At 37.6% G+C, this 18594-nt stretch carries 16 protein-coding genes and 1 pseudogene; 7 read left to right on the top strand and 10 right to left on the bottom strand.

The features are described 5' to 3' along the window. Nucleotides 1–14: 14 nt before the first annotated feature. Both GF867_RS01035 and GF867_RS01030 read right to left on the bottom strand, forming a co-directional pair. Complete coding sequence (locus tag GF867_RS01035; protein WP_172973920.1) at nt 15–1610, bottom strand: ABC transporter ATP-binding protein; 1596 nt, start codon at nt 1608–1610, stop codon at nt 15–17. A gap of 134 nt (nt 1611–1744) precedes the next feature. Continuing rightward, the gene (locus GF867_RS01030; protein WP_153831260.1) at nt 1745–2632 is read right to left on the bottom strand and encodes a helix-turn-helix domain-containing protein; all 888 of its coding nucleotides are present in this window, start codon (nt 2630–2632) and stop codon (nt 1745–1747) included. A gap of 536 nt (nt 2633–3168) precedes the next feature. Between GF867_RS01030 and GF867_RS01025 the strand changes: the two genes are divergently transcribed. Beyond that, entirely contained in the window at nt 3169–4488 is a 1320-nt protein-coding gene (locus GF867_RS01025; RefSeq protein ID WP_436718593.1) for an IS1380 family transposase, read from the top strand. A gap of 186 nt (nt 4489–4674) precedes the next feature. Next, a complete protein-coding gene (locus GF867_RS01020; protein WP_153831258.1) occupies nt 4675–4821 on the top strand; it encodes a hypothetical protein in 147 nt (48 codons plus the stop codon). Between the two features lie 189 nt (nt 4822–5010). Here the strand turns inward: GF867_RS01020 and GF867_RS01015 are convergent, their stop codons facing one another. After that, nucleotides 5011–6183 carry a DUF998 domain-containing protein gene (locus GF867_RS01015; RefSeq protein ID WP_172973919.1) on the bottom strand — a complete coding sequence of 391 codons (1173 nt, stop codon included), beginning with the start codon at nt 6181–6183 and terminating at the stop codon, nt 5011–5013. Between the two features lie 269 nt (nt 6184–6452). On the opposite strand from GF867_RS01015, the gene GF867_RS01010 reads away from it, so the two are divergent. Beyond that, on the top strand, nt 6453–7292 hold the full coding sequence (locus GF867_RS01010) for a DUF72 domain-containing protein (RefSeq protein ID WP_153831256.1): 840 nt from the start codon (nt 6453–6455) through the stop codon (nt 7290–7292). A gap of 46 nt (nt 7293–7338) precedes the next feature. On the opposite strand, the gene GF867_RS01005 is transcribed toward GF867_RS01010, so the two are convergent. The 5 genes from GF867_RS01005 to GF867_RS00985 form a co-directional block, all read right to left on the bottom strand. Next, nucleotides 7339–7596: a YkvA family protein gene (locus GF867_RS01005; protein WP_253940686.1), complete on the bottom strand. Its 258-nt coding sequence runs from the start codon at nt 7594–7596 to the stop codon at nt 7339–7341. A gap of 286 nt (nt 7597–7882) precedes the next feature. Further along, the gene (locus GF867_RS01000) at nt 7883–8653 is read right to left on the bottom strand and encodes a TspO-related membrane protein (RefSeq protein WP_153831254.1); all 771 of its coding nucleotides are present in this window, start codon (nt 8651–8653) and stop codon (nt 7883–7885) included. A 34-nt stretch (nt 8654–8687) separates the two neighbouring features. Next, complete coding sequence (locus GF867_RS00995) at nt 8688–9134, bottom strand: MarR family winged helix-turn-helix transcriptional regulator (protein WP_153831253.1); 447 nt, start codon at nt 9132–9134, stop codon at nt 8688–8690. A gap of 4 nt (nt 9135–9138) precedes the next feature. Continuing rightward, on the bottom strand, nt 9139–10014 hold the full coding sequence (locus tag GF867_RS00990) for a phytoene/squalene synthase family protein (protein ID WP_153831252.1): 876 nt from the start codon (nt 10012–10014) through the stop codon (nt 9139–9141). Between the two features lie 19 nt (nt 10015–10033). Next, complete coding sequence (locus GF867_RS00985; protein ID WP_153831251.1) at nt 10034–11542, bottom strand: phytoene desaturase family protein; 1509 nt, start codon at nt 11540–11542, stop codon at nt 10034–10036. A 252-nt stretch (nt 11543–11794) separates the two neighbouring features. Between GF867_RS00985 and GF867_RS00980 the strand changes: the two are divergent. From GF867_RS00980 to GF867_RS00965, 4 genes and pseudogenes are all read left to right on the top strand, one after another. Next, nucleotides 11795–13311 (top strand): annotated as a pseudogene (locus GF867_RS00980) (phytoene desaturase family protein). An 18-nt stretch (nt 13312–13329) separates the two neighbouring features. Further along, on the top strand, nt 13330–14730 hold the full coding sequence (locus GF867_RS00975; protein ID WP_153831250.1) for an aldehyde dehydrogenase family protein: 1401 nt from the start codon (nt 13330–13332) through the stop codon (nt 14728–14730). 13 nt (nt 14731–14743) lie between these two features. Further along, nucleotides 14744–15856, top strand: coding sequence for a glycosyltransferase family 2 protein (locus GF867_RS00970; RefSeq protein WP_153831249.1), 1113 nt, complete (start codon nt 14744–14746; stop codon nt 15854–15856). Between the two features lie 22 nt (nt 15857–15878). Further along, nucleotides 15879–16364: a glycosyl-4,4'-diaponeurosporenoate acyltransferase CrtO family protein gene (locus tag GF867_RS00965; RefSeq protein WP_153831248.1), complete on the top strand. Its 486-nt coding sequence runs from the start codon at nt 15879–15881 to the stop codon at nt 16362–16364. Nucleotides 16365–16435: 71 nt separating this feature from the next. Here GF867_RS00965 and GF867_RS00960 read toward each other — a convergent pair whose 3' ends face one another. Beyond that, the gene (locus GF867_RS00960; RefSeq protein WP_153831247.1) at nt 16436–16942 is read right to left on the bottom strand and encodes a pyridoxamine 5'-phosphate oxidase family protein; all 507 of its coding nucleotides are present in this window, start codon (nt 16940–16942) and stop codon (nt 16436–16438) included. 176 nt (nt 16943–17118) lie between these two features. Further along, nucleotides 17119–18387, bottom strand: coding sequence for a CinA family nicotinamide mononucleotide deamidase-related protein (locus GF867_RS00955; protein WP_153831246.1), 1269 nt, complete (start codon nt 18385–18387; stop codon nt 17119–17121). Between the last annotated feature and the right edge of the window lie 207 nt (nt 18388–18594).

Here is an 18594-nt window from a genome sequence, read left to right as displayed (position 1 = left end):
TGAAAACCGCCTTTTTATAATTGATAAATTGTGTCAAACTTCCCTCTTAATTCCTCACTTACATGATGACTCACTATAATCACTGTAAGATTAGATTCCATTAAATAATCCTCTATTTCTTTAGCCGACTGTTCATCTAGTGAAGCCGTTGCTTCATCAAACAACACAACCTCTTTCCGACTGGCTAATCCTCTTGCTAAAGCAATGCGTTGTTTTTGACCCCCAGAAAAGTTTTTTCCATTCGTCTCCACTAATGTTTCAAGGCCTTCAGTTAAGGTATGAACAAAAGGAGTTAATCCCGCTTTATCAATAGCATTCTGAATTATTTCAGGAGCAATAGACTGGCTTAAAGTTATGTTTTCTTTTAAAGAAATATTAAATAAATGAGGTGACTGTTCCAGATAGATTATTTGGTCTCGAATACTATCCATATTTAAGTCCCTGTAATTCAAATCATCTATAAAAATAGTTCCTGAGTAATCTTCTAGCTTCCCTGTTAATAGATTCAAAAGAGTAGACTTTCCTGTACCTGAAGCTCCGAACACCCCAATCTTTTCTCCTTTTTTAAAAGAAAATGTTTTGCTTTGAATGACTGGTTCTTTCATCTTGGTATAGCGGTAAGAAACATCCTCCATTCTGATTTCTCTAGAGAGGGATTCTGCATTTGGTTTATCCTTTTCATAAATGTCTATCTTTTCAAATTTATCAAATATAGGTTGAACGGTCTTCAATTCTATGAGATTCGCACTTAACCCCGTTAAACTTGCAAAAATATTAGCTGCGAAATATTGCGTTCCATTCATCGCACCAACTGGCACTAAACCTTGGATATATAGAAAACCAGTTTGCGCGATAACTATGATTTGACTAAACAAACTAGCACCATTTGTACTAGCTGACATCAAGCCTGATACTTTTGCATAAGCTGTTTTTTTTGATGCTAGTTCCTCAGAAGCGCCTCTAGCTTTTGAGACGATAAACTGGCGAAGATTCATCATGAATAAGGAGGAATACCCGTTCATAACATCCCCCATTTTCGTCGTCATTTGTTCATCACCTTGAGTCATCTCAGTCATACGCTCATTCATTCGTTTTGAGAATAGCTTTGGTGTATTTAACACTATCAGAGCTAAGATACTTATCGTGATTAGCAACGAGTAATGGAAATTAATGATCGCTACAATACTAAATAACACTGTAAACAGTTGGGTAACAATCATAGATAACGTACCGAATCCATAGTAATTAATCGTTGTAATGTCGTTAGTTAACCAGGAAACGTACGTGCCTTCTGAATGCTTTTCATAATCTGAATAGGTATAATGAGCAATCCGATTAGTGATATCCTCTCTCATAGATATATTCATAGCCTCAAGAGCTTTAGAGTAAGAGACAGTCTGCATATATATTTGAAGACACCAGACCAGAAAAACACCAAGCATGATTAGCATCCACTGAATGAAGAATTGAAAATCCAACTCGACTAAAGCTGTCAGTGCATTTGCTGAAACCCATCCCCACCCAACTGTCACCGCTGACCCTACTATTATCCAAAAAAGCACGATGCCATTTTTTTGCCAATGTTGCTTTAAATATTTTTTTAGTGACATAATCATTCTCCGTTCATCATTTTATATTTTGTTGATTTTTTAAAACTAGTTTTCAGATAATCTATTTGTGAAGTAATTTAATAGTATCATCACGTTATGATTAGTGATGATTTATTTAGTATGCTGGAAATTTTCTAATCCTTCACACTTAATTCTCTCCTTATACGTAAATTGTTTTTACTCCAGCCATAATAGTCAAAATTATCCATTACCTTATCTATCAGTTCTGCGCCCACGTCTGATTGAGAGATTGAGGATAAAACAATTCCTTTGAAATAATTTAGTTTTTCCTGTTCAAAAGCTAGAAAAGACCCTTTTAATTCTTCTTCAGCTTTTCTTATCCAGTATTCTAATGCGTCACTGTTACAGTGGATGATGTTAAACTCAATAACATTTAATAAAAAAGTGATATACTCTTGTTTCATGATCCCCATATCACTCAGTTTGTTTAACTTCTTCTCAACTAAGTGTAGTTTAGTTTCTGCAAAATCCGACTCAAAAAGTATGAGTGACTCTATAAAAAGTATCATGCTAAAATAATCTAATTTAAAATCTGTACTAAAATAAGTGTTGATTTTTTGTCTGTACCTTACTTTTTCATTAGACTTGTTATCTAATGCATTGAGGTATAGCTGGGACAGACATCTAATAAGATAAAATGCCTGACTTGTCTTTTCATATGTTCTAAAAAACGAACAATAATAGTTTAATGCCTCTTTCTTACCATCGTTATATGCATTGCTTATTAGACTGAAATATTCTTTATAATTTCCAGGAACCGAACCAAAATAAGGTAGGGCTACTTCTAGAGGGACATTTAAACTTTCTAATATGTTAAAAAGCATCGTTAATGTGACATCGCTTTTTCCATTCTCTATATTACTTAATGTTGACGAAGAAACTAAACCCATCCGTTCAACTTCAGTAAGAGTGTAATTTTTTTCTTCTCTCAGTTGTCTTAATACCTTTCCTAAGCTAATATTATCTGCACTATATGGTTCCTTTATATGTTTAACTGTCATTGAAATTCCTTTCTTATAAGGAACTCCCCTGTAAAACAAAAAAAGCCTTTTCCCCTTTACACATTAAAGTGCATTGGAAAAAAGGCTTAGTGATAGTTTAGGATATAAAATGAAAATCAAAAAAACTTCATTTTATACCCATTTGAGTACTCAGCAATCTATTCTATCAACCTATTCTTTTGAGGAGACGTTCCAATTCGTGAAATATTTAAATGATATCAACATAGGGTACGCCTCCTTTTTGTAACTCAAGCTAATTTAAGTTTTATTTTTATTAATAATTTATCTATTCGTAGTATACACGATACTTTTTCAGTGAGCAATGTTTTTGTATTTATTTGTTATAAATATTCAAATTCTTATTAAATCCTGAATAATTCATAGTACCTTGTCAGAACAGGCATTTATCCCGCTTTGATAAGGTTTATCACTCTATTCCTTCTTCACCCGTTGGGTGAAGAAAAAAATATACAAAAAGAGCACACTCTATGTTATTGTAAAGTCGACCAAAACAACAAAAACAAGAGGTGTGCTCAATATCAACTTTACAAGAAAAGCAACTACAATTCAATCCCCATTTGGTTATGTCAAACGATGGCGGTCAATTATCCAATGATTCCGGTCTCCTTTTACTCTTTGAATTTTTTCATAAGATCAAGTTCAAAGAGCTGGTTAACGAGTTATTGCATATTGACGATTCAAGAAACTATTGTACACATGACTATATTGATTTATTTATGCAGGTTCTTGTGCAGTTAATAGCCGGTTACTCAACGGATTCTTCAGCCAATTGGCTACGTCACGATCCAGTTTTTCAGCAGGTGCTAAATAAAACGACCTTAGGTTCACAGTCGATGGTTTCTCGTTTTATTCATCAACTGTCGGAGGAGAATGTCGTTCAACTTCAATCAATTGCCAAGGCATTGACCACTATCTATATCGGCAAAAAAAATACACAGCATATGATCATTGACGTGGATTCTACTCACTCAGACACCTTCGGAAAACAAGAACAGACTGATTTCAATACTCACTACGGAACAACGGGTTATCATCCCTTAGTGGCTTTTGATGGACTGACTGGTCTGTTTCTGGGTGCCGAACTTCGTCCGGGCAATGTGTACACGTCTAACAATGCAGAAGTCTTTTTAGCAGACATCATCTCTCAACACAAACAGCACTCATGTGATATGTTTTTAACTGTCCGAGGGGACAGTGGCTTTGCCAAACCTGAGATCTATGAGTTATGCGAGCAAGAAAAAGTGAAGTATATTATTCGTTTAAAAGTCAATGCACGACTGAAGAACATGGCTCAACAAAAGGTCCTTTACGGACCAGATACAGACTTTACACATAAAGAATCACAGTATTTCAAGATTGATTATCAAGCTAAATCTTGGGAAACGGTTCGTAAAGTAGCTGTAAAGGCCACTCGAGAAGCTGGCGAACTCTTATTTACGACGTTTGAGTTTATCGTATCAAATTTCGTTGATATACCTGCCCAAACAGTGTACAAGCTCTACCAAAAGAGAGGGACAATAGAAAATTATATCAAAGAAATCAAACATGGTTTTTCCTTCGACAAGACCGATAGTTCAACGTTTCTTGCGAATCAGGCTCGCATGATGATGAGTTGTATTGCCTATACAGTCATTCATTTGATGAAAGAGCTAACATTCCCAGATAAAGAGAAAAAATCAACGGTGGCGACTATTCGGTTTAAAGTTTTCCACATTGCTGGAAGGCTGACACGACATGCGCGTAAAATAAAAGTCCGCTTGTCCACAGGTTACGTTTTCTCTTCACTGTTCTGGACAATATTGGAGAATATTCAACAGCTGGTTCTGTTGCATTAGCTACTCCAGAAGATCATATTAATTTTTTGACGATTGTAAGACCAAGGGGTCTTTATACTCTTTTTTCCATCTTTTTGTTTTCGATCTAATCGAGAAGCATATAAAGTGGCATGATAGACAGTTAATACTTAAAAATGTCTAAAAAAGCAGTGAGTTTAATAGAAATAGTTATCCACATTTAGAGGTATGAATAATTCAGGCTTATATATTGCGCGTAGAAAACGTTGGTTACAAGTGCTGATTATTGCAAGCGACGTTCTCATTTCTTATTTGACGAACCTGACTGGCATCCAATGGTTAATGATTTTTTCAGCAATTCCACTCATACTTTAAAGCGGTAATGAAGATCTTAAAGACACAGAGTTCTTCTACATTCTTTATTAAACTCCTATTATTATCTTATATGTTCTTTCAACAACTCGATTGATGTAGAATGCAAAAACTGCTTACCCTCGAGACGATTCTCAAGGAATACCCCGTTATTATTTAAGCAAATTTAATCAATTGTACTCGTTTTTCTATTTAATCCGCATAGTGAATGTTCACTTCATAAACAGGTACTGGTGGCATCACGGACTTCTCTAAGTTTTGTAACAGTAACATCAACCAACTGAATGCCAAGCAGAACGCGACTAATTCAAAACCAGTCAATGTGATATAATTCCCCATCATGAATAAAGCCGTAATCACCACGAGGATCGTTCCAATCGCATAAGATATTAATTGGAATTCACGAGTCACTTTAGGTAGTAACCATTTCACACCAACAATCATCACAATAATCATGATGACCAACATCTCCGCCGCCTTATTATGATACAAAGGCATATTGCCAGGCCCATCTGCCGGAAAATAACCTACCAACCCTAGACTGACTGCCGTCACTGTTAACAAAATGCGTAACAACGACGCCCCAACATGCTTCGGGAATGTTTCTTTTAAACTAACAAAAATATAATCAATTAATGCAATCATCAGTAAAGCCGATAAAATCAAGGTTATATTAAACTGCCAAGAACTGGCAGCTTGATTGGATCCAAGGAAACTCAAGTGAACTTGCCACCATTCTTCTTGATTGTTCGTGATCATCGCAAATAAAACGCCGCCCACAATCACAAAGACTAATAGCTTCGTCATCACAGATGGAGATAAAATCAGCACGAAATGAATCATTAAATAGTGAACAACCGCAAAGAAAATAAACGCCAATAAGGTCGATAAGTAAAGATCTAAAGATAAATTAACAAACAGTGTCGAAATAACATAGAAAGACAGCATTAGACCTAATAAGATGATGATTGTAAACGAAAATAAGAGTGTTGGAAAATTGCGCCAATAAACCTTTTCTAAATTCGCTTTTCCTTGCTTTTTCCAAGTCACAAAATAATAGGCAAAAGAAATGACGCCACTGCTGACACCTAATAAGGTCACCATGCTTGAAATTGAGAAATCCCCTGTTAAAGCAATCATTCCTTGTCCTCTAATTAAAAAAAATAAAAAGAAAATAACTGTCACAATTGACGAGGGGATTAAAAATTGCCTTAAAGCTGCTACTTGGTCCCCTTTATGTTGTGATGCGGAGGCTACATTATAAAGGTGCCCCTCAATCACTAGTTGAATTTGATCTTTCTGTGCTAAATCAAGCGCTTGATTTGACGGCAAATAAAGCTTCATCCTATCTTTACCGATTGTCATACTTTTCCTCCTCACGACTGAGCGTCTCTTTCTCAGCCATATATTGTTGATGGCACTCATTTGAACGTGCATTCTCTTATCGAAGTATAGCAATTTCAAAACGTCATTACAAAATAGAAGAACTGAAAATTTGTGTTTTTTATTTCATCACCCCTTCCTCAGTAATACGGCGAATAAGTTAGGGTTGCGTTGGTTAATTTCTCAATATCTGGCACATCGTTTTAGGTTATGCTAACATAATGAACAAACGCAATGTCAGGAGGCGTATCATGATTCAAATTGGCTTAACCGGTTGGTCTGACCATCCATCTATCACAACAAATCCCCAAAATAAACTTGGCGATTATGCGGCTCATTTCCCTATTGTTGAGCTCGATTCAAGTTTCTATGCCATCCCCTCTCAAGAGAGAATTCAACACTGGTTAAAGAACACACCTGAAACTTTCCAATTTATCGTAAAAGCATATGGACCTTTGACACAGCACGCTAGACGTCCTGATGAAACAACACCATTGAAGCAACTTTTTCATATCTTCCGCACGAATTTTTTACCTTTACTTAAAAGTGGCAAGTTAAATTCATACTTATTTCAATTTCCTCCTTACTTCACCTGTGTAAAAGAAAACGTGACATATTTACGCAACATCCGTTCCTTAATGGGAGATGTACCGATTGCGGTTGAATTCCGACATACAAGTTGGTTTAGTCCAGACTATCAACCTGAAACTTTAAAATTCTTACAGAAATATGGTTTCATCCATGTAGTGGTCGATCAACCTCAAACACCTCACAATTCGGTGCCTTTTGTACCATCTGTCACCAATCCGAAACAAGCCTTCCTTCGTTTACATGGTCGAAATTACGAAGGTTGGTTAGGACAGGATGAAAGCAAGGATTGGCGCGAATACCGCACACTCTACAATTATTCAGAAACAGAACTGTTGACTTTGAAAGCTACAACACTCTCTTTAGCCAAACAAGCAAAAAACGTGGCAGTTATTTTTAATAATAATTCTGGTGGACATGCTGCGGGTAACGCTAAACACCTTCAATCACTATTAAGCATTACATATGAAGGTTTGGCGCCTAGACAGTTGGATTTATTCTAAATTATAAAAATCTCCCAGCGCTAAGCGTTGGGAGTCATATTCTGGATTAGAGTTTTAAGCTTTGTTGCGTAGTATAGTGTTTTAAAAGAGACATGCTGATGGTTGTCAGTAAGCCTAAAACGGCTGCGTCATCGGAAAATCCTAATGATCCTAACAGATCCGGTAATAAATCAATTGGAAAAATTGTATAAATCAGAGCCAAACTGATCGGTGCTTTAACATATAGAGGCGTTTCTTTGCGAAATAGTGCACGCACCCATACACCTAAGGTCACTTTGGGTACACTTAATGTTTTTAATCTCATCATCATTCTCCTTTCCTTTGACTATAGCTTAACAAAATGCAGATCGTAACTCCTCCAACTTGGGGCTGATATTAAGAGGAGTCAAAGAAGAGAAGAATTTCGTGCACCTTATAAGAAGTTAACTTTTGGAAACTCGTTGCTCGAGTGAGGGATTTTGCGTCTTTTTATTAACATTATATTGAAAATAAATAACCCTGTTTGACAGCTGAACATTCAATCAGCCATTCAAACAGGGTTCTATCCATACATTACATAATTTATTGCCATGCGTCATCATTATGACAAGTTAAGCGACGGGGAGAATACTATTTTGATTACGTCGAAAGCTTGTGACTGACAGTAAAACTAATAAAACCATGCACACAATCGCAACAATCCCTAATAATTCATTACCTTCGGTGGCTTTCAGCTCCATGAAGATACCGAAGAATGCCCAGGCAATTGGTAACGGGAATGCCGCATTTTTGACTCTGGATAGCACCAAGAAAGCGAGTAAAAGCGACACAAACATAATCACGATCGCCCAATGACTATCCGCTACACCCCAACCATTCCATTCAATTTGTACGAGATAAGCGGCAACATTAACTACAGATGCAATAAACAACCAACCGGTATTCAAACCAAATGTTAACCCTAAAAGCCACTGACGCTTTTGACTTAGCTCTTTCAACAATATCAGAATACCACTTAAAGAAAATAAATAAGCGAAGATAAATACTGTTGATAAGCCGACTAAGCGATAGGAAAATAACACAATCCATATCATATTAGACAAGTAAGATAACCATAACAAGGGACTAATTCGTTCAATTACTTGATGATAGTATGAGTCTTTCGCTTTTACTAATAGTGTGATCATGCTAATTACTAAAAGAGTATAGATGACGCTCCAAATACTAAACGTGAAACCCGCTGGTGTAATAAGTGTGTGATAAGTGTCGGATACTTCCGCTTGAGAAGTTCCATTTATTTTGCCAGTAGCACCTAGAAAGTTGACGGCCAACGTCATCAACAAGAGAACCAAATTTACCCATGCCTTTGTTTTAGTTTTCATTGTATTTCATTCCTTTCTTAGTCAAGCTGTCTGTTTAAAGATTCATTGCATCCAATTGCGTCTGTAGTAATCCTAGTTGTTTCATCAATTCAAGTAAATCCATTTTTTCAAAATTAACCGTTGCTAGTTCTTTTAAAATCAACTGATTAATCACTGTTTTTTGTTCCAATGCTTTCGCCGTTAAAAAAATGAGCATCGTACGCTTATCGCTCTCATGAGTTTGACGTTTCACCCAACCATTATCAGTCAAACGTTTTAATATTGGATTTAACGTTCCAATTCCCATGCCCGTACGTTGTCCTATATCAGAAATCGCGACTCCATCATGGTCCCATAGTGCTAATAAAACTAAGTATTGCGGAAAAGTTAGTTCTACTGGCAATAAGGCATGAGCGTACAATTTACTAATACCATTTGACGCTCTATATAAACGGAAACACAGTTGCTGATCTAATCGTCTTTCAAAATGCGATTCATTCATCTGTTCACCTTCTCTTCAGGTCTTGTTTGGCCTCTTTTACTAATTGAAGCATTTTGAGGTTCGGGACGAAATTCCGCTTACTCAAACAATCATAATGATTCAATCTGACACTATCCATAATCGCATGATATAATCTCGCTGCTGCCAAGACTGGTAAACGACAATCCTCATCAAATTGTTCAATGTTATGCCAAAACTTTTGATAGTAGTCATGCGAATATTGAGCCAACTCTTCCCATAAGCTGATAAAGGCTTCATTGGGTCCTTCACTCATAACAGATGGCAAATTAACCTGATATTTCTGCAACAGGTCCTCAGGTAAATAGATACGATTATTCTCGCGATAGTCTTCTCCCACATCGCGTAGTATATTGGTAAATTGCATGCCAATCCCTAACGCAATTGCACTCTCGTTGAGTTCGCGAGTCACACCTTGCTTAGCAGCTAATATCGGCAATAGCATTAAACCTACCGAACCTGCCACGTAATAGCTATAGTCCTGTAAGGCATCTACAGTTGCAATACCATTAAAAATTAAATCTCGTTCCTGACCTTCTATTTGATCATAAAAGGGTTGGATATCCATTTGATAACGATCAAAAACATCTCTTAGCGCTCTCCACATTGGATTGTCAGGTGTACGCCCCTGAGAAAAAACAGTCAATTCTTCCTTAAGTGTTAATAAATTATTCTGTTTAATCGTCAAAATTTCATTAGAATCCACCGTATCATCTGCTAAGCGACAAAATGCATAAATCGCGTATACTGCCTGAGCTTTTTCCTTTGGTAATTGGGAAAAGGCTGTATAGAAACTTTTCGAAGAGGCTTTAATAACCCCCTCACAATAAGCATAATCCTTATTTAGTTGAGTTGAATTCATATTCTTTCCCCCACTTTGCTTAAGATCGATCATCCAACATTAATTCTTCTGCAGCAATTTTACCTGACATTAAAACGATCGGTACTCCTGCTCCAGGATGCGTACTACTACCCGTGAAATACAACGCTTCGCAAGCTTCAGCTTTCGCTTGAGGACGGAAGTGATTACTTTGCAATAAAGTTGGTTGTAAGCCAAAACAAGCACCATTATATGCATTGAACTTCTCTTGGAAATCAAGTGGTGTAATCACACTTTCTGAAATAATTTCATTTTCGACATTACTCATTCCTGGTAAATTACTTAAGCTATCTAACGCCTTTTTACGATAATAGTTTAACGTTGCTTCATCATGCCAATCGTATTGAGCTGTTTCTAAGTCAGACACAGGTACTAAGACAAATAAGCCTTCTTTTCCTTCAGGTGCAACAGTTGGATCTACTTTGGATGCTGCGACCACATAAATTGAAGGATCTTCAATAAATTCACCCGAAAAGACTTGGTCTAAGTTTTGATCTAGATTTTCGGAGAAGACGAATGTATGCACTTGTTCTAACTCGTCATATTTACGATCCATTCCCAAATAAAGAATGAAACACGAGCAAGAATATTTCATACTATCGATTTTCTCATCCGTGTACTTGCCTTTAGCTGTTTTATCTTGGATTAAATGCTTCATCGCGTATGGGAAATCTGCATTGACCACAACATAGTCTGATGTTTGTTCTTGACCTGCTACTTGTATGCCTCTAGCTGTTCCGTCTTCAATCAAAACTTGTTCTACCGGTGCGTCATAATGTATTTTTCCTCCTAGTTCTTCAAACACACTCGCCATACCTTCCGCCATCTTATGCATTCCACCATCGATATACCAAATGCCGTACAACAATTCAATCATGGGAATGATTGTATAAAGAGAAGGCCCATTATTCGGGCTAACGCCAATGTATAGCGTTTGAAAAGATAACATTTGTCTGATTTTTTCATCGTTCACAAATTTTGCAATTGAACTTGTCGCACTATCAAACGTTTTTAATTTCAAAGCCTGCGTAATCATAAAGGGATTATAGAAATCTTTCTTATGACGAAATGGACGCTGAATAAAATAATCACGCGCAACACTGTAACGTTCATAAATACTTGCTAAGTACTTTAAAAATCCAGCTGCATCTTTAGGGTCAATCGTTTCGAATGTCTTCATTAGTTGTACTAAATCCGATGATATATCAATATGTTCTGAACCTTGATTGAAATACGAACGGTACATCGGATCAAGGCGCTTCATCGGAATATAATTATCTGGGTCTTTACCGGCAAACTCAAACACTTCACGGTAAAGTTCCGGCATCATCACGATTGTAGGGCCTAAATCAAAGCGAAAACCATCTTTTTCAATCGTATGCATTTTACCACCAGGTAAGCTTTCCTTCTCGTAAATCTCAACTTGATAACCTTCTTTTTGAAGGCGTACTGCACTCGCTAAGCCAGCAACTCCAGCTCCAACTACGATTACTTTTTTATCTTTATTCATCTTACACCGTCTCTTTCAATCTTAGTTCTCTCTTTATTTAATTTCCGTATACTTATCATACGATAAATCTTGTGCGATGTAAATTATAACCGCTCATACTTTTAAGCTATTTTTATATTGTGTTCATTTAAAGAAATTCCTTGTTTAAAATCTAAAATTCTTTACATCTAATAATTAGCCAAGTAATATTAAATAGACATAATTTATCAAGTGATAAATTAATATTTCGCATGATTACAGGAGGTAATAAATATGAAACAAGATAATTCTCTCAAAAAAATAGCAATTATCGGTGGCGGACTCGGAGGCCTTTCAGCTGCGATTTCCCTCGCTCAAAGTGGCTTTAAAGTCTCACTGTATGAAAAAAATGCTCATTTAGGCGGCAAGTTAAATCGGCTCGAACAAGATGGTTTTGGTTTTGATTTAGGACCTTCTATCTTAACGATGAAGCCTATTTTTGAAAAAATGTTTATTCGCAGTGGCGTTAAAATGGACGATTATATTGAAACCGTAGAGGTTAAGCATCAATGGCGATCATTTTTTTCCGATAATACTGTCATTGATTTATTTAGCGACTTAAACTTAATGTTAGAAAGCAACTCTTCTTTAACTGAGCAGGATATGCAGGAATACAGTGATTTTCTCGCTTACGCTAAAGAATTATATGATTTGACCCTATCTGGTTATTTCGGTGAAGGTTTAGATACGGTTTCAGAAGTGATTCAACACCATGGGCTACTCAATAGTCTAAAAGGCTTTGATCTAAATTCAACTATGTTTGAAGCGATTGACAAACGTATAACTAATCCTAACTTTAAAGATATGTTAGCGTATTTTATTAAATATGTCGGCTCTTCTGCTTATGATGCACCTGCTATTTTAAATATGATGATTTACATGCAGCATTCTGAAGGGATATGGTACGTACCGGGCGGAATGCACCGAATCGCGGATGGGATTGTGCGCTTAGGTAAAGAATTAGGTGTCAATTTTCATGTAAATTCAGAAGTAACTGGCATCAAGAAAGAAGAAAATCGAATTGTTTCGGCAGTACTAGCAGACGGCACAAGTATCAAAGCTGATTATTTTGTTTCGAATATGGAAGTTATCCCATTTTCTGAGAAACTGCTCGGAGAAACACCTAAGAAACTCCAACAACTCGAAAAAGAATTTGAACCGGCTAGCTCTGGTTTAGTGATTCATCTCGGGGTTAGAGGTGAATATCCGCAACTGCGTCATCATAATTTCTTTTTCTCACAAGACGCTAAACAAAATTTCCAAACGATTTTTCATGATCATGACTTACCGGTTGATCCAACAATTTATTTAGTGAACGTCAATAAAACAGATCCTAGTCAAACCGTTCCAGGGCATGAGAACCTTAAAATTTTACCACACATTCCTTATATTCCTGATAAACCCTTCACCCCAGAAGATTATAAAGCTTTGGAAGAAAGAGTCTTCGATAAATTGGAAAGAATGGGTTAACGGATTTACGTGAGCGTATCGTCACAAAAGATGTTTGGTTACCTGAAGATATCGAGAAGACTTATTATTCTCATCGCGGAGCTATCTATGGCACGGTGTCAAATCGCAAGAAAAATCGTGGTTTCAAGCATCCTAAAACTAGTAGTGATTATGATAATTTATATTTTGTCGGGGGGACGGTTAATCCTGGCCCTGGTATGCCGATGGTGACCCTTAGCGGTCAGCAAGTTCATGATAAAATTGTGGCAACACAACAAAGAATACGTACTTTTAAAGACTAGATAAAGGAGCAAGTTAAAATGACTACAAATGTTACGGTTGAGGCCTTAGAAATAATTCAAAAACGTCAAAGATTGCATTGTCAAAAAATAGGTCGTCGCAATTTAAATTTGCGTCTCGATGCCTTGAAACAATTTAAGCGTCTTTTAATCGAAAACGAAGAGCGTTGGCTATTCGCATTAAATGAGGATTTAGGCAAACCAGCTCTAGAAGCCTATGCCACAGAAGTAGCCTTCCTATTAAATGAATTGGACCACACGATGAAGCATTTGGCTAAATGGGTCAAACCAACAGTCAAACGTCGTTTATTGCTGAGCGGCTTAGAAAAAACTTGCGTGATGGCAGAGCCTTTCGGCAGTATTCTGATCCTATCTCCTTGGAATTATCCGCTACAGTTAGCTTTGGGGCCTGCTTTAGGCGCCATTGCGGCTGGTAACAGTGTCGTTTTGAAACCCTCAGAGTACGCACCCGCCGTGAGCCAATTATTAGCCGAACTTATTCCACAATATTTCGCACCTGATTTATTCTTCGTTGTCGAAGGTGACGGTGAAGTGGCACAAATGTTGACAAATATGAGGTGGGATTTCGTTTTCTTTACTGGAAGTCCACAAACAGGTACTAAAGTTTACCAAGCGGCTGCCAAGCATTTAACACCGGTTGCTTTAGAATTAGGTGGTAAAAATCCTTGTATCGTTGATGATACTAAGCTTAATCCAGATACCGTTAAGCAGATTGTTTGGAGTAAATTTTTAAATGCTGGTCAAACCTGCATCGCACCAGATACTGTTTTCGTACCTCGTGCCTACTTTACTCAATTTCTAGAACAAGCCAAGCAACAAATTATTGAGTTTTATGGCGAAAGACCTATCGAGTCCAAAGATTACGGTAGACTGATTAGCCTAAAACATTTGGCACATGTAGAAGATTTTTTAAAGGATGGTGAAATTTTTTACGGCGGAGAAGTTGATCAAGCAACTTGTTTTATGGCCCCAACACTCATGACACATGTTGTAGCTGGAAGTGCCCTGGCTAAAGATGAGATTTTCGGTCCGATTTTACCGATTATTCCTTATGATTCAATCGAAGAAATCGTATCGCAATATCAACAACTTCCCGTCCCCTTAGTTGTTTACCTATTTACCAAAGACAAACAACACATTCAGTATATCCAGGAGGAATTAGAAAGTGGGGCCTTAAGCGTTAACCAATTAATGGTCCACGTCACGAGTCCAAATGCTCCTTTTGGTGGTAAAGGACAAAGTGGCTTAGGAAATTATCACGGCGAAGCTAGCATTAAAACCTTCACTTATCAACGCACTCTTTATCAGAAAAAGACGCCTTTACTACTTCCGCAACAATTTCCACCTTACAGCGAAGGCGCCTTGGCTGCCTTGAAGCGTTTTAGACGCATTATTTTTTAAGGAGGCGATTTAGATGCTAATCATCTACTGCGTAAGTTTAGGTTTAGCCTTGATCAGTAGTTGGCTGATTCTCTGGAGAGTCCCCTTTATTCAAGAGAGACCAGTATCAAATACAGCGAATAAAAAACTATCCATTATTATACCCGCTCGAAATGAATCGAATAATTTACCCATTTTGTTACAATCCATCCACCAGCAAAAGTTTCAGCCTTTTGAGTTACTAGTCATCGATGATGATTCAAATGATGATACGGCAAGTGTGGCTACAGAAAATGGAGCTCAAGTCGTGACTTTCCAACGCGATGACCAAAAGTGGCTAGGAAAATCAGCCGCTTGTTGGGCTGGTGCCAAAGCCTCCCAAGGTGATTACTTACTATTTCTGGACGCAGATGTATCATTTACGCAGGTAAATAGCTTATCCAACATCATTGCAGCCTTTCAAATACAAGATGCGCAAGGAGCATTGTCGATTCAACCTTATCATATAGTTGAAAAAACATACGAGAATTTCTCGACGGTTTTTAATATAATTGTGCTTGTCGGCATGAATCAGTTCTCTTTTTTTCAACATAAGTTTCAAACAGCCGGAGCCTTTGGTCCTTCATTACTCGTGTGTCGCGATACTTATTTTAAAGTGGGTGGGCATGCTAAAAGTCGTGAAGCCATGATGGACCACGTTGAACTTGGTAAAGAACTTATCAAACAAGATTTACCAGTGAAGCTTTATGGAGGCAAGGATACATTGAATTTTAGAATGTACCCTGAAGGTCTTTCAGAACTCTCTCAAGGCTGGTCTAAAAGCTTTGCGACAGCCGCTCTGGCAACTCATCCGCTGATTACGCTTGGTATCAGCCTCTTCATTGCTGGGGCGTTTATAGCGTTTAGTTTTCCCATCTATTTTGTGTTCACTCAACAATGGGTTTCAGCATTAATAGCGCTTGTGGGCTACGTTATTTTGGGTAGCCACTTCTGTCGAATGGCTCGTTTAGCAGGTAATTTCCATTGGCTAGCACTGATATGTTATCCTATTTTGTTTGGATTCTTTGTTGGGCTGTTTGCATGGTCAGGGTTTAAAACGTTTATACTACGCCGCGTGTCTTGGAAAGGCCGCGATATTTCATTATAACTTTTTTGAGAGGTGATAAATAATGGTGTTTGAGTTACCCAATAGCTTGATTATTATATTCAATATCATCGCATGGTTGGCGATTCATTTAGGTGTTTCTCTATTAGCGCTCCAGATACCCGACCACTACTTCTCACGCAAAAATGCTTGGTTTAACAGCTTTAAATGGGAAAAAGACGGGCAGTTTTGGGAGGTTTCTCTCCATATTCGTCAATGGAAAGACGCTTTACCCGATAGTTCGTCCATCTTCAAAAAAGCTTTTAATAAGAAAAAAGTTGCTCGCTCGGATAAAGCAACGCTGGAAAAATTCGTGATTGAAACACAGCGCGCTGAGTGGACCCATTGGGTTTCGATGTTACCTGCGCCTTTATTTTTTATTTGGAATCCAGTTTGGGCAGGATGGCTAATGATTCTATATGCACTCATCGCGAACCTGCCTTTTATCATCATTCAACGTTACAATCGGCCGCGACTTCTTAAGCTAATTCGGATGAGTGGTCTACGTTAATGTTTTATCATTCCTTTATACCTAAATAGAGCAACCCAACACGGGCTGCTCTATAATAATAGGTATCGCGATTAAACGTCTAATTCAACTGTCGCATTAGTACCAAATTCCGTTTCAGCATCATTGATTAACAGTTTGCGCGCGATATTAAAGGCACTCTTCACAATACTGCCCGCTTCCCAATACTCAACGGATTGCACAAGAACTTTGAGCAAGATTAACGTCGGATCATTCGCATCAACATCGAAAATTGCCTCGTAAGCCTTATTCCAAAGTTCCTCTTTCTTATCGGTATCTTCTACCACTTCAGCTACACCACGAATTGAAACGAAAGACTTACTCTTATGTACATAACCCACATTCACAGCCGGATTTTCTTGAATTTCGGTAACTTTGGCTGTATCTTTCAATGTGAAAAACCATAAATCTCCATCAAACTCAATTTCTTGGGTTACCATCGGACGTGTCTCTAAACCATCTGGTGTCACGGTTGTTAACAATGCAATCTCACTATCTTTAATCAATTGACGAACTTTCTCAACATGCGCTTCACGTGTTAATTCTTTTTCTTCACTCATTTGATTACCTCCTCAGATAAACTTGCTTGTTTGACCATCATCTCGTTTGCTTCAATACTTGCACAATCACACTAACTAAAGTTTCTATGATAACTTTACGGTTCACGCTCTCCAGTTGCAAATCATCCGAATTTCATAATATAACATTTATTACCGAAACTCTTCTGACCATTAGACTATTTTTTATAAACAACCTCTTCAATTTCCTCTTCCAAAATATGCTTCCGCACCATATTGAACGCACTCCAAACCGAATGACGTCGATTCAAGTTACGCTTATATCCAAAATGAAATTTGCGAGCAAATGTCTTTTGATCCTTAACTGCGATTCCAACCCAAACTGTACCTGGGATTTCATTCTCAAGTAAACTCGGTCCAGCAACCCCAGAAAGCGAAACTGCAATGTCCGCATCAAACATTTTCAAAGACTTCTCTGCCATTTCAAAAGCACATTCTGCACTGACTACGCCATGTGTTTCAATCGTTTTCTTCGTCACTCCAAGTGCATCGTGCTTCGTCACCTCACTATAGGTCACAATCCCACCATCTAAAATTAAGCCTGCCTCAAACAAACTAGATACTTCACTCAGAAAAGCACCACCCGTTAGACTTTCTGCAGCTGTTAATTTCAACTTGTTTTCTTTAAGCAGCTGGCGAACTATGTTAGGCAAATTTTCTGTCCCATAACCAATAATGTATTCACCCAATCGCTCTTCAATCTGTTTTTCAGCTTTCGCAATCAGTTGGTGGCAATCTTCTTCTGTATCTGCTCGCGCTGTCAACTGAACTTCAATTTCAATATCAGCTGGATAAATCTGAATAATCGGATTCTCGACTGTCGTCGCAATTTCACCTAGTTCTTGATGAGCCTGTGCCATCGTGAGACCATATAGCCGAATAATGCGATTAGAAACACAAGGTTTATCCGTTAATTTCTCAAGTAAAAGTGGTCTCGTATTCTCAATAAACATTGGTACTAACTCATCAGCTAGTCCTGGTAATAGTAAATAATGATGCGTATCTGTTTGATGAAACATCCCCAACGCTAAGCCGGTCACATTCACTAAAGGCGTAGATCCAAGTAAAGTTAAAGCTTGAAGTTGATTGTTTTTCGGCATCACCAAACTCGAATTCTTATGATAAGTCATAATACGATTTTGTGTTTCCTCATCCAAAACTAAATCTAGATCCAAATGTTTCGCTAAAGTTGTTTTAACAATATCATTATCATCAGGCCCCAGACCACCCACTAACACAATAAATTCCACTTGGGCTTCCGCTTTCTTTAGAACTTCAAGCAACTTTTCTTCGTCGTCATGAATCATTATACTTTCCGTAATATCAAAACCTAAAGCAGTGAGTTCACGCGACAGAAAGGCTGCATTAGTGTTGGTAGCTGAACCTTTTAACAAAGCAGAACCAACCGAAATAATCATTGCTTTCATAAGACTTCTCCTTTCGTACTGTTACGCCTATTATAACAAAATACGAACCTGACCTATGCTTGTAACGATTTGTATAAATTATAGTTCTATTCGTTCAAACTCAAATAGTGTGTTAGCCGCGAATACATCCTAACAGACAAAAAGCTAAGCGAAGCACAAAGGCAATTAGATCAACGCTTAACTTATAGCTTCACATAGTAAAAAACA

The organism is Fundicoccus ignavus (assembly GCF_009659375.1).
GTDB classification, from domain to species: Bacteria; Bacillota; Bacilli; order Lactobacillales; family Aerococcaceae; genus Fundicoccus; species Fundicoccus ignavus.
Note: the sequence above shows the minus strand (reverse complement) of the source record. Positions and strands in the feature narration are given on the sequence as shown.

Bases quoted from the DNA above. Each gene is read 5' to 3' on its own strand.
- GF867_RS01015 (WP_172973919.1), bottom strand. From the start codon at position 6,183: ATGACAATCGGTAAAGATAGGATGAAGCTTTATTTGCCGTCAAATCAA.
- GF867_RS00985 (WP_153831251.1), bottom strand. From the start codon at position 11,542: ATGAATAAAGATAAAAAAGTAATCGTAGTTGGAGCTGGAGTTGCTGGC.
- GF867_RS00995 (WP_153831253.1), bottom strand. From the start codon at position 9,134: ATGAATGAATCGCATTTTGAAAGACGATTAGATCAGCAACTGTGTTTC.
- GF867_RS01030 (WP_153831260.1), bottom strand. From the start codon at position 2,632: ATGACAGTTAAACATATAAAGGAACCATATAGTGCAGATAATATTAGC.
- GF867_RS00955 (WP_153831246.1), bottom strand. From the start codon at position 18,387: ATGAAAGCAATGATTATTTCGGTTGGTTCTGCTTTGTTAAAAGGTTCA.
- GF867_RS00975 (WP_153831250.1), top strand. From the start codon at position 13,330: ATGACTACAAATGTTACGGTTGAGGCCTTAGAAATAATTCAAAAACGT.
- GF867_RS00960 (WP_153831247.1), bottom strand. From the start codon at position 16,942: ATGAGTGAAGAAAAAGAATTAACACGTGAAGCGCATGTTGAGAAAGTT.
- GF867_RS00990 (WP_153831252.1), bottom strand. From the start codon at position 10,014: ATGAATTCAACTCAACTAAATAAGGATTATGCTTATTGTGAGGGGGTT.
- GF867_RS01005 (WP_253940686.1), bottom strand. From the start codon at position 7,596: ATGAGATTAAAAACATTAAGTGTACCCAAAGTGACCTTAGGTGTATGG.
- GF867_RS01035 (WP_172973920.1), bottom strand. From the start codon at position 1,610: ATGTCACTAAAAAAATATTTAAAGCAACATTGGCAAAAAAATGGCATC.
- GF867_RS00965 (WP_153831248.1), top strand. From the start codon at position 15,879: ATGGTGTTTGAGTTACCCAATAGCTTGATTATTATATTCAATATCATC.
- GF867_RS00970 (WP_153831249.1), top strand. From the start codon at position 14,744: ATGCTAATCATCTACTGCGTAAGTTTAGGTTTAGCCTTGATCAGTAGT.
- GF867_RS01020 (WP_153831258.1), top strand. From the start codon at position 4,675: ATGAATAATTCAGGCTTATATATTGCGCGTAGAAAACGTTGGTTACAA.
- GF867_RS01010 (WP_153831256.1), top strand. From the start codon at position 6,453: ATGATTCAAATTGGCTTAACCGGTTGGTCTGACCATCCATCTATCACA.
- GF867_RS01000 (WP_153831254.1), bottom strand. From the start codon at position 8,653: ATGAAAACTAAAACAAAGGCATGGGTAAATTTGGTTCTCTTGTTGATG.